We start from the raw sequence: 17,867 nt of genomic DNA, 5'->3' as shown, positions 1-17,867 counted from the left end.
GGACGCCGAACGCTGCGACAGCGTCGAGTCCGGACGGCGTTGTGTGCTACCAGTGGCGCACCGGAGCCCGCACGTCTACCCGCCGCCAGAGGCCAGAGCATAGCCGCCGACCGCCCCGCGGCGCAGCCGATACGCGAGAGCACCAGAACTAGACGCTGACCTCCACGCACCCACCCGCCACCCGCACCGGATAGACGGGCACCGACACCGCGTCCTCGTCCAGGCACACCCCGGACACCAGCGAGAACACCTGCTTGTGCAGCGGCGAGGCCACGGTCGGCTCGCCCTTCCTGGTGCCGACGATGCCGCGCGAGAGCACGTACGCCCCGCTGAACGGATCCCGGTTGCCCAGCGCGTGCACCGAGCCGTCGTAGGTGCGGAAGACCGCCACCTGCACCCCGTCGACGAGCGCGCAGACGCCGCGTTCCGGCAGGATGGCCTCGTAGTCGCAGATCGGCGTCCAGCTCATCGGGCCATCACCGGCTTGATCTGGCCGCGCTCGCTGCCGAAGACGATCGACGGGTCGGGCACGCCGGGCGCGTTCACGAAGCTGACGAACCTGCTCAGCTTTTCGGGGTCGTCCAGCGTGGCCTGCCATTCGTCGGCGTACGTGGTGATGTGCTGCTCCATCTGCGTGTCCAGGTCGGCGCAGATGCCGAGCGAGTCGTTCATGATCACCTCACGGAGATAGTCGAGCCCGCCGTCCAGCGACTCGATCCAGGCGGCGGTGCGCTGCAGCCGGTCCGCTGTGCGGATGTAGAACATCAGGAACCTGTCGATGGTCCTGAACAGCTCGTCCGTGCTCAGGTCCGTGGCCAGCAGGTCGGCGTGGCGGGGCTTGAAGCCGCCGTTGCCGCCGACGTACAGGTTCCAGCCCTGTTCGGTGGCAATGATCCCGAAGTCCTTCGACCGGGCCTCCGCGCACTCGCGGGCGCAGCCGGAGACGGCGGACTTGAGCTTGTGCGGCGAGCGCAGGCCGCGGTAGCGCAGCTCCAGGGCGATGGCCATCCCGACCGAGTCCTGCACGCCGTAGCGGCACCAGGTCGAGCCGACGCAGGACTTGACGGTACGCAGCGCCTTGCCGTACGCGTGCCCCGACTCGAACCCGGCGTCCACCAGCCGCCGCCAGATCTCCGGGAGCTGTTCGACCCGGGCCCCGAACAGGTCGATGCGCTGCCCGCCGGTGATCTTCGTGTAGAGGCCGAAGTCGCGGGCCACCTCGCCGATCACGATCAGCTTGTCCGGCGTGATCTCGCCGCCCGGGATGCGCGGGACGACCGAGTAGGTGCCGTTCTTCTGCATGTTGGCCAGGAAGTGGTCGTTGGTGTCCTGCAGCGCGGCCCGCTCGCCTTCGAGCACGTGCCCGTTGTGCAGCGAGGCCAGGATCGAGGCCACGGCCGGCTTGCAGATGTCGCAGCCCCTGCCCTGCCCGTGCTCGGCGATGAGCTGGGAGAACGTGGCGATCTGGCGTACCCGGACGATGTCGAACAGCTCGGCCCGCGAGTACGTGAAGTGCTCGCACAGCGCCTTGCTGACCTCGACGCCCGACTTCTCCAGCAGCTGCTTGAGCATCGGCACGCAGCTGCCGCAGGTCGTACCGGCCCGGGTGCACCCCTTGATCCCGGGGACGTCGGTGACGCCCTTGTCGGCGATGGCCGTACGGATCTCGCCCGCGCACACGTTGTTGCACGAGCACACCTGCGCGTCGTCGGGCAGGTCGAGCGCCGCCCCCGCCCCGCTGAACAGCAGGTCGGACGGCGAGGCGGGCAGCTCCTTGCCGACGAAGGGCCGCAACGACGTGTACGGCGAGGCGTCGCCCACGCAGATCCCGCCAAGCAGCGTCCGCGCGTCGTCGCTGATGAACAACTTCTTGTAGACGCCGCCCACCGGGTCCATGTAGGTCACGTCGAGTGCCCCGGACCTCGCCCCGAACTGCGCCACCTCGACCCCGAGCAGCTTCAGCTTGGTCGACATGTCGGCGCCCTCGAAGGTCGAGGACCCGCCCGTGATCCGGTCCGCCGCCACCTCGGCCATCGTGTTGCACGGCCCGACCAGCCCGTAGATCATGCCCCCGACCAGCGCGCACTCGCCGACGGCGTAGATGGCGGAGTCCGAGGTGAGCATCGAGGAGTCCACCACGATGCCGCCCCGCTCGCCCACCTCCAGCCCGGACGACCTGGCCAGCTCGTCCCGCGGCCTGATGCCCGCCGAGAACACCACGACCTGCGCGTCCAGCAGCGTCCCGTCCGGCTTGCGCAGCCCGGTGACCTGGCCGTCGGCATGCTCGATCTCCTGAACGCCCGCCCCCGCGTGCACGCTCAGCCCGAGCCCCTCGATGTGGGACTTCAGCAGCGCGCCGCCGCCCTCGTCCACCTGCCGTGGCATCAGCCAGGGGCTCATCTCGACGATGTGCGTCTTCAGCCCGAGCGCCCGCAACGCGTCGGCGGCCTCCAGCCCGAGCAGCCCACCGCCGATCACGACCCCTTCGACGGCGTCCTTGGCCGCGACCCTGATCGTGTCCAGGTCGTCGATGGTGCGGTAGACGAAGGCGTGCTCTGCCCCGGGCACCGGCGGCACGAACGGCGACGACCCGGTGGCCAGCACGAGCACGTCGTACGGCTCGACGTCCCCATCGGCGGTGACCACCTGCTTAGAAGCCCTGTCGATCCCGGTGACCCGGCTGTTCAGCCTGGTCACGACCCCTGAGGGCACCGGGAAGGTGAGGTCCTCCGCGCTGGTGCCCGACAGGTAGGAGGTCAGCGCCACCCGGTCGTAGGCCGGGCGGGGTTCCTCCCCGATCACTGTGACCTGCCCGTCGAAGCCCTTGTCCACAAGGGTTTCGACGAGCCGGTGAGCCGTCGGTCCGTACCCGACGACGACAAGCTTCCTCATACCGAAATCCCTTCCTGCTCGCACAGCCAGCCGACGATGCCCTCCACGGCGTCGCGGCAGGTACCACATCCGGTCGTGGCCCTGGTCGCGGCGGCCACCCCGGTCACGTCCCGCGCCCCGGCCTCCCAGCAGGCCCTGATCTGGCCCTTGGTCACGTTGTTGCACTGGCAGACCTTGGCCGCGTCGGGCATGAGCACCGGGCTGTCGGCCACGGGCGCCGACGACAGCCCGGGGAACAGCAGCCCCGCCCGGTCCCCCGGCACCGGCCCGCCACGGTCGAAGAGCTGGGTGAGCGTGCCGACGGCGTCGCTCTCGCCCAGCAGGATCGCGCCGACCAGCCGGCCGTCGCGGATGACGAGCTTGCGGTAGGTGCCGCGAGCCCGGTGGCTGAAGCGCACCACCTCGGCGTGCTCCTCGGTGAGCTGGGTCTCGCCCATCGCGGCCAGCTCGACGCTCCTGGCCTTGAGCCTGGTGACGAGCCTGGAGCCGCGGTAGAGGGCCTTGCCACCGGTGATGACGTCCGCGGCCACGGCGGCCTGCTCCCAGGCGGGGGCGACCAGGCCGTACACGGTGCCGTCGTGTTCGGCGCACTCGCCGATGGCGAAGATCGACGGGTCGTCGGTGCGCAGTTCGTCGTCCACGACGACGCCGCGCCGCACCTCCAGACCGGCCTCGGCGGCCAGCCCGGTGACGGGCCGGACGCCGCAGGCGAGCACGACGAGGTCGGCCTCGACCAGCTCGCCGCCGGCCAGCCGGACGCCGTTCTCCTGTATGGAGTCGGCGCTGACGCCGGTGCGGATCTCGACGCCGAGCCCGGTCAGCGTCTCGCCGAGCACCTCGCCCGCCTCGACGTCGAGCTGGCGTTCCATCAGGTGCCCTGCCAGGTGCAGCAGGGTCACGGGCAGGCCGCGCCCGGCCAGCCCGCGGGCGGCCTCGATGCCGAGCAGCCCGCCGCCGACGACCACGGCCCTGCGGGCCCGCTCGGCGGACTCCATGATGCGCTCGCAGTCGTCGAGCGTGCGGAACGGGATGGCCCGCTCCACGCCGGGGATCGGCGGCACAATGGCGTCGCTGCCGGTGGCCAGGACCAGCAGGTCGTACGGCTCGCGCCGCCCGTCCTGGGTGACCACGGCCCTGGTCTCCCTGTCGATGTGGGCGACCGGGCTGCCGAAGGCGGCCTCGACACGGTGCGCGGCGTACCAGGAGTGGTCGAGCAGCCGCACCTGCTCAGGGCGTGAGCTGCCGGCCAGCACGTTGGACAGCAGCACCCGGTTGTACGGCTGGCACGTCTCCGCGCCGAAAACGGTGATCTTCATCTGCGGGTCCCGGGCGCGTACCTCGCTGACCAGCCGCGACCCGGCCATCCCGTTGCCCACGACGACGAGCCTCATGAGTCCCTCTCCACCCTGACGGCGCAGACCTTGAACTCCGGCATCCTCGACAGAGGGTCGAGCGCCGGGTTGGTGAGCCGGTTGGCGCCCTCCCAGTGGAAGGGCATGAATACGGTGTCGCGCCTGATGGCGTCGCTGATCCTGGCGACGGCCTTGCTCTCGCCGCGCCTGCTGCTGACCCGGACCATGTCTCCGGCGGCGATGTCGAGCTGCTCGGCGAGGTCCGGATGCAGCTCCACGAACGGTTCCGGGGCGGCCTGGACGAGCGGGGCGATCCTGCGGGTCTGGGCGCCGCTCTGGTAGTGGGCGAGCACCCGGCCGGTGCTGAGGTAGACGGGGTAGTCCGCATCGGGCTCCTCGGCCGGAGGCCGGTGCTGGACGGGCACGAACCTGGCACGCCCGTCCGGGGTGGCGAACGAGTCGAGGAACGGGCGGGGTGTGCCGGGGTGGCCGGGCGCGGGGCAGGGCCAGAACACGCCGGTCTCGGCGACGATGCGCTCATAGGTGATGCCGGAGTAGTCGGCCAGGCCGCCCGCGCTGGCGCGGCGCAGCTCGTCGAACACCTCGGCGGGTTCGGTGGGGAAGCGGTGGCCGAGCCGTTCCGCCAGGCCCGCGATGACGTCCAGGTCGCTCCTGACGCCCTCGGGGGGCGCGACGGCCTGGCGGCGGAGCAGGACGCGGCCCTCGAGGTTGGTCATGGTGCCGCTCTCCTCGGCCCACTGCGTCACCGGGAACACCACGTCGGCCAGCGCGGCGGTCTCCGACATCACGAAGTCGCAGGTCACGAGCAGGTCGAGGGCGCCGATGCGGTCGGCGACGTGCTCGGACGCGGGCGCCGAGACGACCGGGTTGGAGCCGAACAGCAACAACGCCCGCGGCCCGTCCGGGGTGCCGAGGGCGTCGAGCAACTCGTACGCCGACCGCCCAGGGCCCGGAATGTCCGCGGCCTGGATCCCCCACACACCCGCCATGTGCTCCCTGGCGGCCGGGTCGTCGATCTTGCGGTACCCGGGGAGCTGGTCCGCCTTCTGCCCGTGCTCCCTGCCGCCCTGCCCGTTGCCCTGCCCGGTCACGCACCCGTACCCCGAGCCGTGCCTGCCGGGCAGGCCGAGCGCCAGCGCCAAGTTGATGAACGCGGTGACGGTGTCGGTCCCCTTGGCGTGCTGCTCGGCGCCGCGCCCGGTCAGGATGTACGCGTTCCCGGCCGCGGCCAGCGCCCTGACCGCCTGCCGCATCCGGTAGACGGGCACCCCGGTGATCCGCTCGACCCGCTCGGGCCACCAGGACGCCAGCGACGTGCGTACGTCGTCGAACCCGGTGGTCCTGGCGGCCACGTAGGACTCGTCCACCAGCTCTTCCGCGATGGCCAGGTGCAGCAGCCCCAGGGCCAGCGCCAGGTCCGTCCCGGGAGTCGGCTGCAGGTGCAGCCAGGCCAGCCTGGCCGTCTGGGTGCGCCGCGGGTCGATGACGATCATGCGAGGGCCGGTCAGGTGGCGCACGAACGGCGGCATGGTCTCGGCCACGTTCGCGCCGGCCAGGAGCACCACGTCGGCGTCGTCCAGGTCGGTGATCGGGAACGGCATCCCGCGGTCCATGCCGAACGCCCTGATCGAGGCGGCGGCGGCCGACGACATGCAGAAGCGGCCGTTGTAGTCGATCTGGCTGGTGCCGAGCGCGACCCTGGCGAACTTGCCGAGCTGGTACGCCTTCTCGTTCGTCAGCCCGCCCCCGCCGAACACCGCCACGGCGTCCGGGCCGTGCTCGGCGCGGATCGCGGACAGCCGGTAGGCCACGTAGTCGAGCGCGACCTCCCACGTCACGGGCTCGCCGTGGAGGAGCGGGGCGGTCAGTCGCTCGCCGTTCGTGAGCAGCTCACCGGCCGTCCAGCCCTTCTGGCACAGCGCGCCCCCGGCTGGTGGCAGGGCGTTGGCGGGGACGTCGCTCCTGGGGCTGATGGCCAGCTCAGGACCGATCTCCATGCCGCACTGCAGCGCGCAGTACGGGCAGTGCGTCTTGGTCACCTCAGACCCGGGCATAGGCGAGGCTCGAGACGACCGACACGCCGACCTTGCGGGTGTAGCACCACCACGTCAGCGCCAGACAGGCCAGGTAGAACAGCGCGAAGGCGAGGAACGCGGGCGCCGGGGTGCCGGCCGCGGCGAACGACATGCCGAACGCCCGGTTGATGAGGAACCCGCCGAGCGCCCCGACCGCCGAGATGATCCCGATGGCGGCCGACGCCTGGCGCTTGCCGTACAGCAGGGCCTCCTCGCCCTCGCCGCGCTCGGCCACGGCCTTGGCCTGGAAGATGGCCGGGATCATCCGGTACGTGGAGCCGTTCCCGATGCCGGAGGTCAGGAACAGCAGCTGGAAGGCCAGGAAGAACAGCCAGAAGTTGCCCGAGGTGCTGGCCGTCCAGACCAGCAGCACGCCGCCGCCCATCGCGGCGAAGTTCCACAGCGTGACGGGGGCGCCGCCGAGCCTGTCGGCCAGCCAGCCGCCCACCGGCCTGATCAGCGACCCGACCAGCGGCCCTGCGAAGGCCACCGCCGCGAACGGCGCCTCGGGGAACAGGCTCTTGCTCAGCAGCGGGAAGGCCGTCGAGTAGCCGATGAACGAGCCGAACGTGCCGATGTACAGGAACGACATGATCCAGGTCTGCGCCTTGCCCGCCACCGTGAGCTGCTCGCGCGCGTCGGCCTTGGCGCTGGTCAGGTTGTCCATGAAGAACCAGGCGCAGGCGCCGGCCACGACGATGAACGGGATCCAGAACCACCCGGCCGCGGCCAGCCCGAGCGAGCCGATCACCAGCGGCATGACGAGCTGCACGGAGGAGACGCCGACGTTGCCGCCCGCGGCGTTCAGCCCCAGCGCGATCCCCTGCTTGTTGCGGGGGTAGAAGTAGGTGATGTTGGCCATGCTGGAGGCGAAGTTCCCGCCGCCGACCCCGGCCAGGGCCGCGATCACCAGGAACAACCAGTACGGCGTGCCCGGGTCGCGCACCGCCACGCCGAGCAGCACGGCCGGGATGAGCAGCAGCAGGGCGCTGACGACGGTGAAGTTGCGCCCGCCGAACCTGGCGGGGCCGAACGTGTAGGGGACCCGCAGCACCGACCCGATCAGGTTCGGCAGCGCGACCAGCCAGAACAGCTGGTCGGTGGTGAACTCGTAGGCCCCCATCTTGGTGGCCACGATGCTCCACAAGGTCCACACGGTGAAGCCGAGGTGCTCGGCCACGATCGAGAAGATCAGGTTGCGCCGTGCGACGTGTTTGCCTGAACTCTCCCAGAAGGCTGGGTCATCGGGGTGCCAATCGGCGATCCAGCGGGCCATCGGCCTCTCCTACGCTCGGCGTCCGGGGACCTCCAAGGTAGGAATCGCGCGTTACGCACTTTGACCGTCCGTGGCTGTGCGTTCGTTACGTGTGATTCACCGCGGTAACAAGCCACGCACATGCGTCACGGCGGAAACATGCCGGAAATGATCGGTTATCCGACATCCCGGCGGGTACCAGCACTCACAGTAAGGGGGGAATCATGATCAAAAAGCTGCACGAGATGGGCATGCGCTCGAGCCACATGTACGCCGCGGGGATGGCGTCGCTGTGTCTGTCCTGCGCGACCTGGATGATGTCGAGAAACAGAACCGGCAAACGATCGGCCATCGAAAGGGCCGACCACTGGGGGATCTTCATCGGCCAGTGGGCGCCGACGTTCTTCACGCTGGGGGTGGCTCTGCGCATGGAGGAGACCCACCGCGAGCTCGAAGAGCCGGAGATGGGGATGCTCGATCGCGAACAACGCGCGCGGGCCGGAGCGCGCGCCGGCGTTTAACGCGCACGTCACGCGGGTCACGTCACTGTGCGTGACCCGCGTGGCTCTGCTTCAGTCCCGGCCGGCCAGGCGCTGGAGCGGCTCGTCGGTCAGCCGGTACTTCAGCCACTCGTCCTGGCGTACCGCGCCGAGCTTGTCATAGAAGCCGATGCTGGGCTCGTTCCAGTCGAGCACCGCCCATTCGAGGCGCTGGTATCCGCGTTCGGCGCAGATTCCGGCCAGCTCCCCCATCAGCGCCAGGCCGTGCCCGCCGCCGCGGTGCTCCGGGCGTACGTAGAGGTCCTCCATGTAGATGCCGGGCACGCCGCGCCAGGTGGAGAAGGTCAGGAACCACAACGTGAAGCCGACCGCCTCGCGGTCGTGCTCGGCGAGGTGGACGAAGGCGGCGGGGTGCTCGCCGAAGAGCGCCGCGCGCAGCTGCTCCTCGGTCACGCGCACCTCGTGCGCGGCCTTCTCGTACGCGGCGAGCTCGCGGATCATGCCGACGATCGCGGGCACGTCGGCGGGCGTGGCGGGACGAATCATGACACACAGGGTAGCCAGCCGATGAACCGGACCGAGTATGCAAAACGTCCTACTCCTAGAACGGTATTCGGGGGACCGTGGGAACGCTCATCCAGAGATGACCGGCAGGGGAGCGGAAACCGTGAGTGTTGTGCAAGAGCTGGGGGTGCTCTTACCTCCATGTCCTGATCTCAAAGTGAGCCTCGTGCTGGGCAAGCGGGCGCTGTTCGTGAACGGCGACCTGCAGACCGCGCGGCGCTGGTTCGACACGGCCTACCGGCAGGCGGAGTTGTGCGGCGACCCGCCGTCGCTCGCGCAGGCCGCGCTGGGGCTGGGCGGCGTGTGGGTGCACGAGCACCGCACGAGCGCGGAGTCGGAGATGGTGCGGGCCCGCCAGCGGCACGCGTTGTCGCTGATCGACCCCGCCTCGCCGCTGGCGCTGCGGCTGCGGCTGCGGATGCGGGGCGAGGAGGACTACCGCGCGGGCGCGCATGCGGCGACCCTGCGGCTGCTGGCGCAGGCCAGGGGCTCGGGCGATCCGATGGCGGTGGCGGAGGCGCTGAGTCTGGCGCACCACTGCCTGCTGGGCCCCGAGCACGCGACGATCAGGCTGGAGCTGGCCAGGGAGCTGATCGGCCAGGCGGCCGTCACGGCCCGGCGGGGCGACCTGGTGATGGGGCTGTTGTGGCGCACGGTCGACCTCTACCTGGCCGCCGACCCGCACGCGGAGCGCTGCCTGGAGGAGCTGCGCCACCTGCTGGACGAGTACGCCTACCTCGCGGCCGAGTACGTGGTCAACGCCATGGAGGTCATGCTGACCATCCGCGCGGGCCGCTTCGACGAGGCGGAGAAGCTGGCCGGCGAGTGCTTCGAACGCGGCGTCGCGGCCGGCGACATGGACGCGACCGGCTGGTACGGCGGCCAGCTCGGCGCCATCCGCTGGTACCAGGGCCGCGCCGCCGAGCTGCTGCCCGCCCTGTCGGACCTGGTCAGCTCGCCCACGCTGAGCGCGATCGACAACTCCCACCTGGCGGGCCTGGCGTTGGTCGCGGCCACCGCGGGCGAACGGCGGGCGGCGGCCGGTTACCTCGCGCGGTTACGCGGCCAGGACCTGGCGGACCTGCCCAGGTCGAGCACGTGGCTGGCGTCGATGTACTGCGTGGTGGAGACGGCCCACCTGCTGCAGGACGCGGACACGGCGGCGCGGGCGTACGCGTTGCTGAGCCCGTTCGCGGGGCTGCCGGTGATCGCCAGTCTCGGCGCGGTCTGCTTCGGCTCGGTGCAGCACTCGCTGGGCATGGCCGCGCTCACCACCGGCGACCTGGACCTGGCCGTCGAACACCTGCGCGCGGCCGTACACGGGAATCTGGCTCTGGGGCACTGGCCGGCGGCCGCGTTGTCCCGGTGCCGGCTCGGGCAGGCGCTGGCGCTGCGTGACGGGCCGCAGGACAAGGCGGCGCGCAGGGAGCAGGCGGCCGCCGCGCAGGAGGCGAGGGAGCTGGGCATGGTGTTGCCCGTGGTGGTCGGGCGGGCCGCCAAGGCGCACGGCGCCTGCCGTTTCCGCAGGCACGGGCGGCACTGGCAGGTCGAGCTGGGCGGACGGCTGGTGCTGGTCGACCACAGCGTGGGCATGGGGCACCTGGCCATGCTGATCGCCAATCCCGGGCGGGAGATCCTGGCCGCCGACCTGGCGGCTGAGACGTGGACGGGCGAGGGCGAGGGCGTGACGGCGGCGCAGCCGGTGCTGGACGACCTGGCCAGGGACACCTACCGGCTGCGGCTGGCGGAGTTGCAGGCCGAGATCGACGAGCTGGAGTCGATGAACGACCTGGAGCGGGCCGCGGCGATGCGGCTGGAACGGGAGTGGCTGGTGGCCGAGCTGACCGCGGCGACGGGGATCGGCGGGCGGGCACGGCCGTTCACGGGGAGCGAGGAACGGGCCAGGATCGCCGTCGGCAAGGCCATCAGGCGGGCGTTGTCCCGCATCTCGGCCGTGGACCAGGCGATCGGCGAGGAGCTGCGCGCCACCGTGCAGACCGGGCTGCGCTGCTGCTACCGCCCCCGATAGGTGCGCTGGAACGGAATGTCACGCCCCAGGGGAGGGGGCCGCACAGCACATTTTCACTGGGGGACAGAATTCCATGCGCAATCCGCAAAGACTCAACGTGCCGATCCATCTCGAGCGCGACCTGCCGCAGCCGCTGCAGGAGCAGCTCGCGGTCCAGCTCCGGCGGGCCATCGTGCGCGGCCAGCTCACGGCCCGCACCCGGATGCCGTCCACCCGCACCTTGGCCGGGGTGCTGGGGATCTCGCGCGGGGTGGCGCTGGCGGCGTACGAGACGCTGCTGGCCGACGGGTACATCACCGGCCGGCACGGCTCGGGCACCTACGTGTCAGGTCAGGCACCCGAGACGGCGCCGCGCCCGCCCGCGCCTCCGTCCATCTCCGGCGAGGCGCTCATCGACCTGCGGTCGGACCGGCCGAGCGCGCAAGGCTTCCCGCTGGCCGCGTGGCGGTCGGCCTGGCGGCGGGCCAGCCACCACGCGCCGCCCGCGGACGTGCCGCCCGCGACCGGCCTGCCCGAGTTACGCTCGGCGATCGCCGCGTACCTGCGCGAATCCCGCGGCCTGGTGCTCCACGACCACGAGGTGATCGTCACGGCCGGGTACGGCGACGCGCTGGAGCTCCTCCTGCGCGCCCAGGGCGGGCCGGCCCCGGTCATCGCCCTGGAGGATCCCGCGCCGCCGCAGTTCAGGATCGCCCTGGGCCGGCACGGCACCGTGCTCCCGCTACGCGCGGACGGCTCGGGCGCGCGTCCCGACCTGATCCCCGCCGCCGGCGACATCGTGGCGGTCATGCCGGAACGCAACCAGCCGCTCGGCGTGCGGATGCCGACCGAGCGGCGCCAGGCCCTGGCCGCGTGGGCCCGCGAGAGCGGCGGCCTGGTGCTCGAACCCGCCTTCGACGGCCTGTTCAACCCCGCGCTCAACCCGCGTCCCAGCGTCCTGGCCGTGGGAGAGGCGTCGTCCACGGCCATGGTGGGGTCGTTCTGCGACATCCTGACGCCGGCGTTGCGGCTGTCGTTCGCGGTCGTGCCGCGCCGGCTGGCCGCGGCGATCGAGGAGCGCATGTCCGCGGGTCACGGGCAGCCGTCGTTCACGTGCCAGCTCGCGGTGACGGACCTGCTCACGTCCGGCTGCGTGTCGCGACGGGCGGAGCGGCTCTCGGCCCAGTACGAGGCCAAGCGAGCGCTCGTACGCCAGGCGCTCGGGGCGTACCTCCCGGACACCCGGCTGCTCGGCGCGGACACCGGTGCGGCCGCCACGCTGCTGCTCCCGGTGCACGTCAAGGCCGAGTCGGTGGTCAGAGGGCTGCGGGAAAGGGGAGTCCTGGCGACCGACCTGGGCGCCTTCTACCACCCGCGCAGCGTCCCGAAGAACGGCGTCGTCCTCAGTTACGGCCACCTGGACGGGATCACGCTCCGCAGGGCGCTGCGGGCCCTGACCGGGACGCTGGACGAGCACTGCCTGTCGCACCGCACCGCCGCATAGCCCGCCGGGATAGTGGCGCGAGCCGCGCCGGAGGCGCACCTTGTCATGAGATAGGGGGCCGGCTCTGGGAACAGGGGATCTCATGAACAAGCTCTTCGCGCTGCTCGTCCTCATCCCGCAGGCGGGTCTGGTGGCGGGACCGCCGCCGCCCGTCCCGGACGTGGACGCCGTACGGGTCTGGAACGACTCGGCCCTGGAGATCGTACGGCTGAAGCGGGCCTCCGACGCCGACGCCGCCAGGACGTACGCGATGCTCAACATCGGCATGTACGACGCCGTCAACGGCATCGCGTCGGCGCGCGGGGACCGGGCCAGGGCGTTCGCGCTCCGCGACCAGAAGGGCGCCCCCACGCACGGCGACCAGCAGGCCGCCGCCCTGGCGGCGGCCCACGCGGTGCTCACCCGCCTCTATCCGGACCAGTCGGCCCAGCTCACGGAGCGCCTGACGGCGAACCTCGCCCGGCTGGGCGCCGGGCCACGCGTCACCGCCGGCCGCGCGTGGGGCGAGACCGTGGGCAGGGACGTCTTCACGGCCAGGGAGAACGACGGCTCGTCCCCGGTGGAGACCCAGCCGGCGGGCTCGGGGCCGGGCGTGTTCGGCCAGGCGTGGTCGGGCACCCAGTACCGGAACATGGTCCCGTTCGGGATCGCCTCGGCCGCCCCGTACGTCGGGAGCGGCCCGCTGCCGCTCGCCGGCCCGGACTATGCGGCGGCGTTCGCCGAGGTCAGACTGCTCGGTAACGGCGCCATCCCGGACGCGGACAAGTCGGCCGTGTTCCAGTACTGGTCGCTGCTGGCCGGCACGGACCAGCCGCCCGGCGAGTGGATCAAGATCGCGCTCAATGTGGAACGGCCGCTGCCGCTGCCGGACAAGGCGCGGCTGTTCGCCCTGCTCGGCATGGCGCTGGCGGACACGTCGATTCCGACGGTCATGACCAAGTTCACCTACCGTCACTGGCGTCCCCAGGTGGCGATCCAGCAGGCGGACGCGGACGGGAACCCGTACACCGAGCAGGACGAGACCTGGCGGGCCCGGGCGGGCAGCGCCGGCAGCTCGCCCGAGTACATCTCGGGCCACAGCTCCTTCAGCGGCGCGGGCGCGGCCGTCCTGGCGGGATTCTTCTGCGCCGACCGGATTCCCTTCACGCTCGTCACCGACTCCGCGCCCGTCGATCCGGCCACCGGGCAGCCGTGGCGGCGGCGGTTCGCGAGCTTCTCGCAGGCCGCGTCCGACGCCGGGCGTTCACGTGTGGTCGGCGGGCTGCACTTCGGGTTCAGCAATTTCGACGGGCTGGCGATGGGCGGGGATGTCGCCGCGGAGATCCTCGCCGACCGGCTGCTGCTGAAGTCAGGCCCCACGCACGTCGGCGCCTGCCCCCGCTGAGCCCCGATGGAACCGGGTGGAACGCCTTCCAGGTGAGCCGGGACTCGCACCCCGCCCCCACCACCACCCGGGGGCGGGGTGCGTTTTCAGCTCGCGCTCCGCGCCTCTCGGAGCAGCGGGAAGCCCGCTCCGAGATCGCGGTTGATCGGCAGCGTGACCAGCACGAAGTCCTTCCTGGCCACCTCAATGCCCTGGATCTTGCAGGCGATGGCGGCCGTGCAGTCGCCCCCGGTCAGGCGCATGAGGCGGCCGTCGCGAACGCTCGCCTGCAACAGCGTGACGTGCAGGATCAGGTCCACGCCGAAGCTCACCCGGCCCACCGGCTGGCCGTTGACCTGAACCTCGACGTAGGGGTTGTGGTGGGAGACGACCTCGTGCTCGGCTATCGGCACCATCTGCCCCGTGCCCGGGTTGTCCAGGGTCCTACGGGCGGCGGCCCGCAAGTTACGATATTTCGCCCAGCCGCCCAGCAGGACCGACCCCACGTCGATGCCGCGCAGCAGCTCGGCGCCCGCCGCCCCGGCCTTGTGCACCAGCTCGCCGGGCGGCGTCTGGACCTGCTGCCTGATCTCGTCGAGCACCCGATGAGCGTCCACGGCCCGCGACAGCTCCTCGGCCGCGCGTCCCGGATCGGCGTAGAGCAGCAGCTCGGCGGTGCTCGGGTGGGTGGTGAAGGTAGCGGTCACCGTACGGTCTCCCTGATCTCCTGGTGGCCCTGGTCGTGGTGACACACGAATTCGAACCTCAGCGAGGGGGAGCTCGCTCCCCCTCGCGGCGGATCGCCTCTTCCTTGCTCTTGGGGGGCACGCGGGGGGCTTGCCCCCCGCGTGTCGCGGATGTCTATTTGCGGGGAGAGGTCCGCGTACGGGACGCAGACCACGGAGACCGGCGCGGACGGCCGCGGCCCGCGACGGGCGCGGCGCAACGCCCAGACCAGCACTACCGCCGCCGCGAGCGCGACCACCAGCAACAAGATGGGCAGCGGCGTGCTCGACGAACCCGTCTCGACGGGGGTGATGCCGGCATCCGGCGCACTGGTGAGGTCGCTCGGGGTGGTGTCACTCGGAGTGATTTCCGGGCTGGCGGGGTCGGTCGGCTCCGTGACCGGGGTGAGCGTGACGGTGACCGAGCTACCGCGTTCGACGACGCTGCCGGCGGCCGGTTCCTGCCCGCTCACCCGGCCCGAGTCCCCGTCGCCGACGACGAGCGTGAGCCCCAGCCCGTCGAGCCGGCTGCTCGCCGCGCTCTCGGTGAGCCCCCGCAGGTCGGGGACCTCGACGCCCTCAGGGGACGGGGACACCGGGTCGGGAGCGCTCAGGCGCAGCGTCACGGTGCTGCCGCTCGGCACCCGCGTGGCGGCGGCGGGATCCTGGGAGGCCACCACGCGCGGCTCGGCGGCGGCGCCCTCGGCCACCGACGGGACGAGGCCCGCGTCCCGGATCTCCTGCTCCGCCTGCTCCAGCGGGTCGTCGACGACGTCGGGGACCTCCACGGATGCCGCCGCCAGCTCGATGGTCACGGTGGAGCCGCAGTTCGCGAGTTCCACGCCGGTCGGGGTCTGGTCGCTCACCGTCCAGTCGCCCGCCGCGTCGGAAGGCGTCGCCTCCGTGTCGAAGCCACCCTGCGCCAGCGCGGCGACCGCGTTGTCCCTGGTCATCCCCATGACGTCGGGAACGGGCCCCGGGCGGGTGCCGTCATGGGTCTCGCTCCGCCACTCGGCCAGCGTCGGGCAGGCCGCCGGCGTGCCCCTCGACACCGCCGCTCCGGCCATCGCCGGTGCCGCCGCCAGCACGATCGCGCTCACGGCCAGCGCCCTCACCGCCCGCCCGTACCGCATCGCCACCTCCCGCCATCAGGCCCGACGCTAGGCGGGCTGCCTGCTCAGAGCATGAGTAACCCCCTACTCAACTGAGAGGAGCGCGGACCCTCGTGGTGGAATACAAGGCGGACAGTGACGGACAGGAAAGCGAGCCATCGATGGAACACCGCATGTTGGGACGTACCGGACGCCAGGTCGGCGTGGTCGGCCTCGGGGCCTGGCAACTCGGCGCCGACTGGGGCCAGGTGAGCGAGGACGAGGCGTTCGCCACGCTGGAGGCCGCCGTGGAGGCGGGCGTCACGTTCATCGACACGGCCGACGTGTACGGCGACGGGCGCAGCGAGCAGATCGTCGGCCGCTTCGCCAAGGGCCGCCCCGAGCTCACCGTGGCCACCAAGATGGGCCGCCGGGTGGAGCAGATCCCGTCGAACTATGTGATGTCCAACTTCCGCGCCTGGAACGAGCGCTCCCGCCAGAACCTGGGCGTGGACACCATCGACCTGGTCCAGCTGCACTGCCCGCCCACCCCGGTCTACTCGGCGGACGCCGTCTTCGACGCCCTGGACACCCTCGTGGCCGAGCAGAAGATCGCCGCGTACGGGGTGAGCGTGGAGACCTGCGAAGAGGCCCTGACGGCGATCGCCCGGCCGGGGGTGGCGAGCGTACAGATCATCCTCAACGCGTTCCGGCTGAAGCCCCTGGAGCAGGTGCTCCCGGCCGCCCGCGCGGCCGGGGTGGGCATCATCGCCCGGGTCCCGCTGGCCAGCGGCCTGCTTTCGGGCCGGTACGACGAGCACACGACGTTCGCCCCCGACGACCACCGGAACTACAACCGGCAAGGAGAGTCGTTCGACGTCGGGGAGACCTTCTCGGGCGTCGACTACACCACCGGCCTGGAGGCGGTCCGCCGCCTCGCTCCCCTGGTCCCTGCGGGGGCGACCATGCCCCAGTTCGCCCTGCGCTGGATCCTGGACCAACCGGGCGTCTCGGTCGTCATCCCGGGCGCCCGCAACCCGTCCCAGGCCACCTCGAACGCCACCGCGGCCACCCTGCCCCCGCTCCCGGAGGCAAGCCTGGCAGGCGTCCAAGCCGTCTACGACAACCTGATCCGCCCCCAGATCCACCACCGCTGGTAGACCCCCGTGACGGGCGGCGCCGATCCCCCGCCGCCCATCCCCAGGCTATTTCGAACAGGGAGCGGCACCCCGGACTTACCCATGCCACGGATACCTTCTCTCGATGCGGCAGCAGTACACCGCCGTCGCCGTTCGTGCGTCTTCTCCAGTCCGCATCTTCCGTCTCTGGAGTCACGCCATGCGCTTACGCTCATGCACGACCAGGACCATCACTGCCGCCACTCTGCTCCTCCCGCTCGCCACCGCTGCGCCGGCGTACGCCGCCCCGCCCGGCCTGCCGAAGGGAGCCGTCTCGGCGAAGGTGGTGAAGATCGTGGACGGGGACACGATCGACGTCATTCGCGGCGGCACGAAGATCCGCGTCCAACTCCTGGAGGTGGACACTCCAGAGCGCGGCAAGTGCTGGTGGAAGACCGCCACCGCACGCACCAAGACGCTCCTGCCGGTCGGGAAGACCGCCTACCTGCTCGCCGACAAGGACCCGAAGGATCGGTACGGGCGCTGGCTGTTCTACGTATGGTCGGCGAGGGGTGTGCACGTCAACCGCAACCTCGTCCGGTACGGGTACGGCAAAGCCGTCCTGTACAAGCCGAACGACCGCTACATCAAGGTCATGCGCGCGGAGCAGGCCACGGCGAAGGCGGCCAAGCTCCGCATCTGGTCCGGCAAGTGCGACGGCGGCGGCACACCGACCCCCGCCCCGACTCCCAGCCCGACCAAGAGCAATCCGCCATCAGGTGGGACCGATCCACGCTTCCGCACCTGCGGAGAGGCCAACGACGCCGGGTACGGGCCGTACGTCAAGGGCAAGGACCCCGAGTACGACTGGTATCAGGACCGTGACGGCGACGGCGTGGTCTGCGAACGATAGACCCCCGACGACGACGGCCCCGTCTCCCAGAGGCGGGGCCACGTCACTTCTCGCCACGCTCAGCTCCGCCAGGTGGTTCATCCCAGAACGGCCCACCGGCCCGTCCGGGCTGGTCGTGCTCGGCCGGTACGGTATGCACCGCCCGCCCTGGACGACCTGGGTGATCTTACGGTACGTGCTGCTGCGCCGTACCGCACTGTTCACCGGCGCAAGCGGGGAGGTCCTCGCCCTCGCCACCCAGACCTGGGACCGGCTCACCCAGGCCGGCACCAGCGAGGCGTGGCGAGCCGCCGGACTCGGCAGACTGCTCCGGCCCGCCGTAGCGCGCGGCCCCGCTTTCCTAGGGAGACGTGGCCGACCGCTAGCCCGGTTCTTCGCATGTAGGTGAACGCTGTCGCTGACGGGTCGTGTGGATCATGGTGTGTGGATCATAGGGTCAGCCAGCGGGGGCGGGTGGGGTCGACGTTCAGCAGGTTCAGGAGTTGG

At 71.4% G+C, this 17,867-nt stretch carries 14 protein-coding genes; 6 read left to right on the top strand and 8 right to left on the bottom strand.

Translation table 11 applies throughout. The annotated features are described in order from the left end of the window. Positions 1-148: 148 nt before the first annotated feature. Genes nirD through ACFLIM_RS32160 form a run of 5 tightly spaced genes read right to left on the bottom strand, consistent with a single transcriptional unit; the run spans position 149 to position 7,616 of the window. Positions 149-469: a nitrite reductase small subunit NirD gene (nirD, locus tag ACFLIM_RS32180; RefSeq protein ID WP_393171906.1), complete on the bottom strand. Its 321-nt coding sequence runs from the start codon at positions 467-469 to the stop codon at positions 149-151. Then, on the bottom strand, positions 466-2,892 hold the full coding sequence (gene nirB / locus ACFLIM_RS32175) for a nitrite reductase large subunit NirB (RefSeq protein ID WP_393171905.1): 2,427 nt from the start codon (positions 2,890-2,892) through the stop codon (positions 466-468). The genes nirD and nirB overlap by 4 nt, the downstream gene beginning before the upstream one ends. Continuing rightward, positions 2,889-4,283 carry an FAD-dependent oxidoreductase gene (locus ACFLIM_RS32170; RefSeq protein WP_393171904.1) on the bottom strand — a complete coding sequence of 465 codons (1,395 nt, stop codon included), beginning with the start codon at positions 4,281-4,283 and terminating at the stop codon, positions 2,889-2,891. Before ACFLIM_RS32170 ends, nirB begins: the two co-directional genes overlap by 4 nt. Further along, positions 4,280-6,304 (bottom strand): molybdopterin oxidoreductase family protein, encoded by a 2,025-nt coding sequence (locus tag ACFLIM_RS32165; RefSeq protein ID WP_393171903.1) that lies wholly within the window; start codon positions 6,302-6,304, stop codon positions 4,280-4,282. The genes ACFLIM_RS32170 and ACFLIM_RS32165 overlap by 4 nt, the downstream gene beginning before the upstream one ends. A gap of 1 nt (position 6,305) precedes the next feature. Then, positions 6,306-7,616 carry an MFS transporter gene (locus ACFLIM_RS32160; protein ID WP_393171902.1) on the bottom strand — a complete coding sequence of 437 codons (1,311 nt, stop codon included), beginning with the start codon at positions 7,614-7,616 and terminating at the stop codon, positions 6,306-6,308. Positions 7,617-7,819: 203 nt separating this feature from the next. Here ACFLIM_RS32160 and ACFLIM_RS32155 point away from each other — a divergent pair, with 203 nt between their 5' ends. Beyond that, complete coding sequence (locus ACFLIM_RS32155) at positions 7,820-8,116, top strand: hypothetical protein (RefSeq protein WP_393171900.1); 297 nt, start codon at positions 7,820-7,822, stop codon at positions 8,114-8,116. A gap of 51 nt (positions 8,117-8,167) precedes the next feature. Here the strand turns inward: ACFLIM_RS32155 and ACFLIM_RS32150 are convergent, their stop codons facing one another. Continuing rightward, entirely contained in the window at positions 8,168-8,641 is a 474-nt protein-coding gene (locus tag ACFLIM_RS32150) for a GNAT family N-acetyltransferase (protein WP_393171898.1), read from the bottom strand. Between the two features lie 175 nt (positions 8,642-8,816). Between ACFLIM_RS32150 and ACFLIM_RS32145 the strand changes: the two genes are divergently transcribed. The 3 genes from ACFLIM_RS32145 (at position 8,817) to ACFLIM_RS32135 (ending at position 13,555) form a co-directional block, all read left to right on the top strand. Next, complete coding sequence (locus ACFLIM_RS32145) at positions 8,817-10,688, top strand: hypothetical protein (RefSeq protein ID WP_393171896.1); 1,872 nt, start codon at positions 8,817-8,819, stop codon at positions 10,686-10,688. Positions 10,689-10,785: 97 nt separating this feature from the next. Then, positions 10,786-12,171: an aminotransferase-like domain-containing protein gene (locus ACFLIM_RS32140; RefSeq protein WP_393171894.1), complete on the top strand. Its 1,386-nt coding sequence runs from the start codon at positions 10,786-10,788 to the stop codon at positions 12,169-12,171. An 82-nt stretch (positions 12,172-12,253) separates the two neighbouring features. Next, the gene (locus ACFLIM_RS32135) at positions 12,254-13,555 is read left to right on the top strand and encodes a vanadium-dependent haloperoxidase (protein ID WP_393171893.1); all 1,302 of its coding nucleotides are present in this window, start codon (positions 12,254-12,256) and stop codon (positions 13,553-13,555) included. A gap of 86 nt (positions 13,556-13,641) precedes the next feature. Here the strand turns inward: ACFLIM_RS32135 and ACFLIM_RS32130 are convergent, their stop codons facing one another. Together ACFLIM_RS32130 and ACFLIM_RS32125 are read right to left on the bottom strand one after the other, a co-directional pair. After that, positions 13,642-14,241, bottom strand: a complete 600-nt coding sequence (locus ACFLIM_RS32130) for a hypothetical protein (RefSeq protein WP_393171891.1) — start codon at positions 14,239-14,241, stop codon at positions 13,642-13,644. Further along, a complete protein-coding gene (locus tag ACFLIM_RS32125) occupies positions 14,238-15,392 on the bottom strand; it encodes a PASTA domain-containing protein (protein WP_393171889.1) in 1,155 nt (384 codons plus the stop codon). The genes ACFLIM_RS32130 and ACFLIM_RS32125 overlap by 4 nt, the downstream gene beginning before the upstream one ends. A gap of 140 nt (positions 15,393-15,532) precedes the next feature. On the opposite strand from ACFLIM_RS32125, the gene ACFLIM_RS32120 reads away from it, so the two are divergent. Both ACFLIM_RS32120 and ACFLIM_RS32115 read left to right on the top strand, forming a co-directional pair. Next, positions 15,533-16,510 (top strand): aldo/keto reductase, encoded by a 978-nt coding sequence (locus ACFLIM_RS32120; RefSeq protein ID WP_393171887.1) that lies wholly within the window; start codon positions 15,533-15,535, stop codon positions 16,508-16,510. A 178-nt stretch (positions 16,511-16,688) separates the two neighbouring features. Then, a complete protein-coding gene (locus ACFLIM_RS32115) occupies positions 16,689-17,381 on the top strand; it encodes a thermonuclease family protein (RefSeq protein WP_393171885.1) in 693 nt (230 codons plus the stop codon). Positions 17,382-17,867 lie beyond the last annotated feature (486 nt).

Origin of the sequence: Nonomuraea marmarensis (assembly GCF_043197025.1) — a bacterium.
GTDB classification, from domain to species: domain Bacteria; phylum Actinomycetota; class Actinomycetes; order Streptosporangiales; family Streptosporangiaceae; genus Nonomuraea; species Nonomuraea marmarensis.
This window is presented reverse-complemented; position numbering and strand designations above follow the sequence as displayed.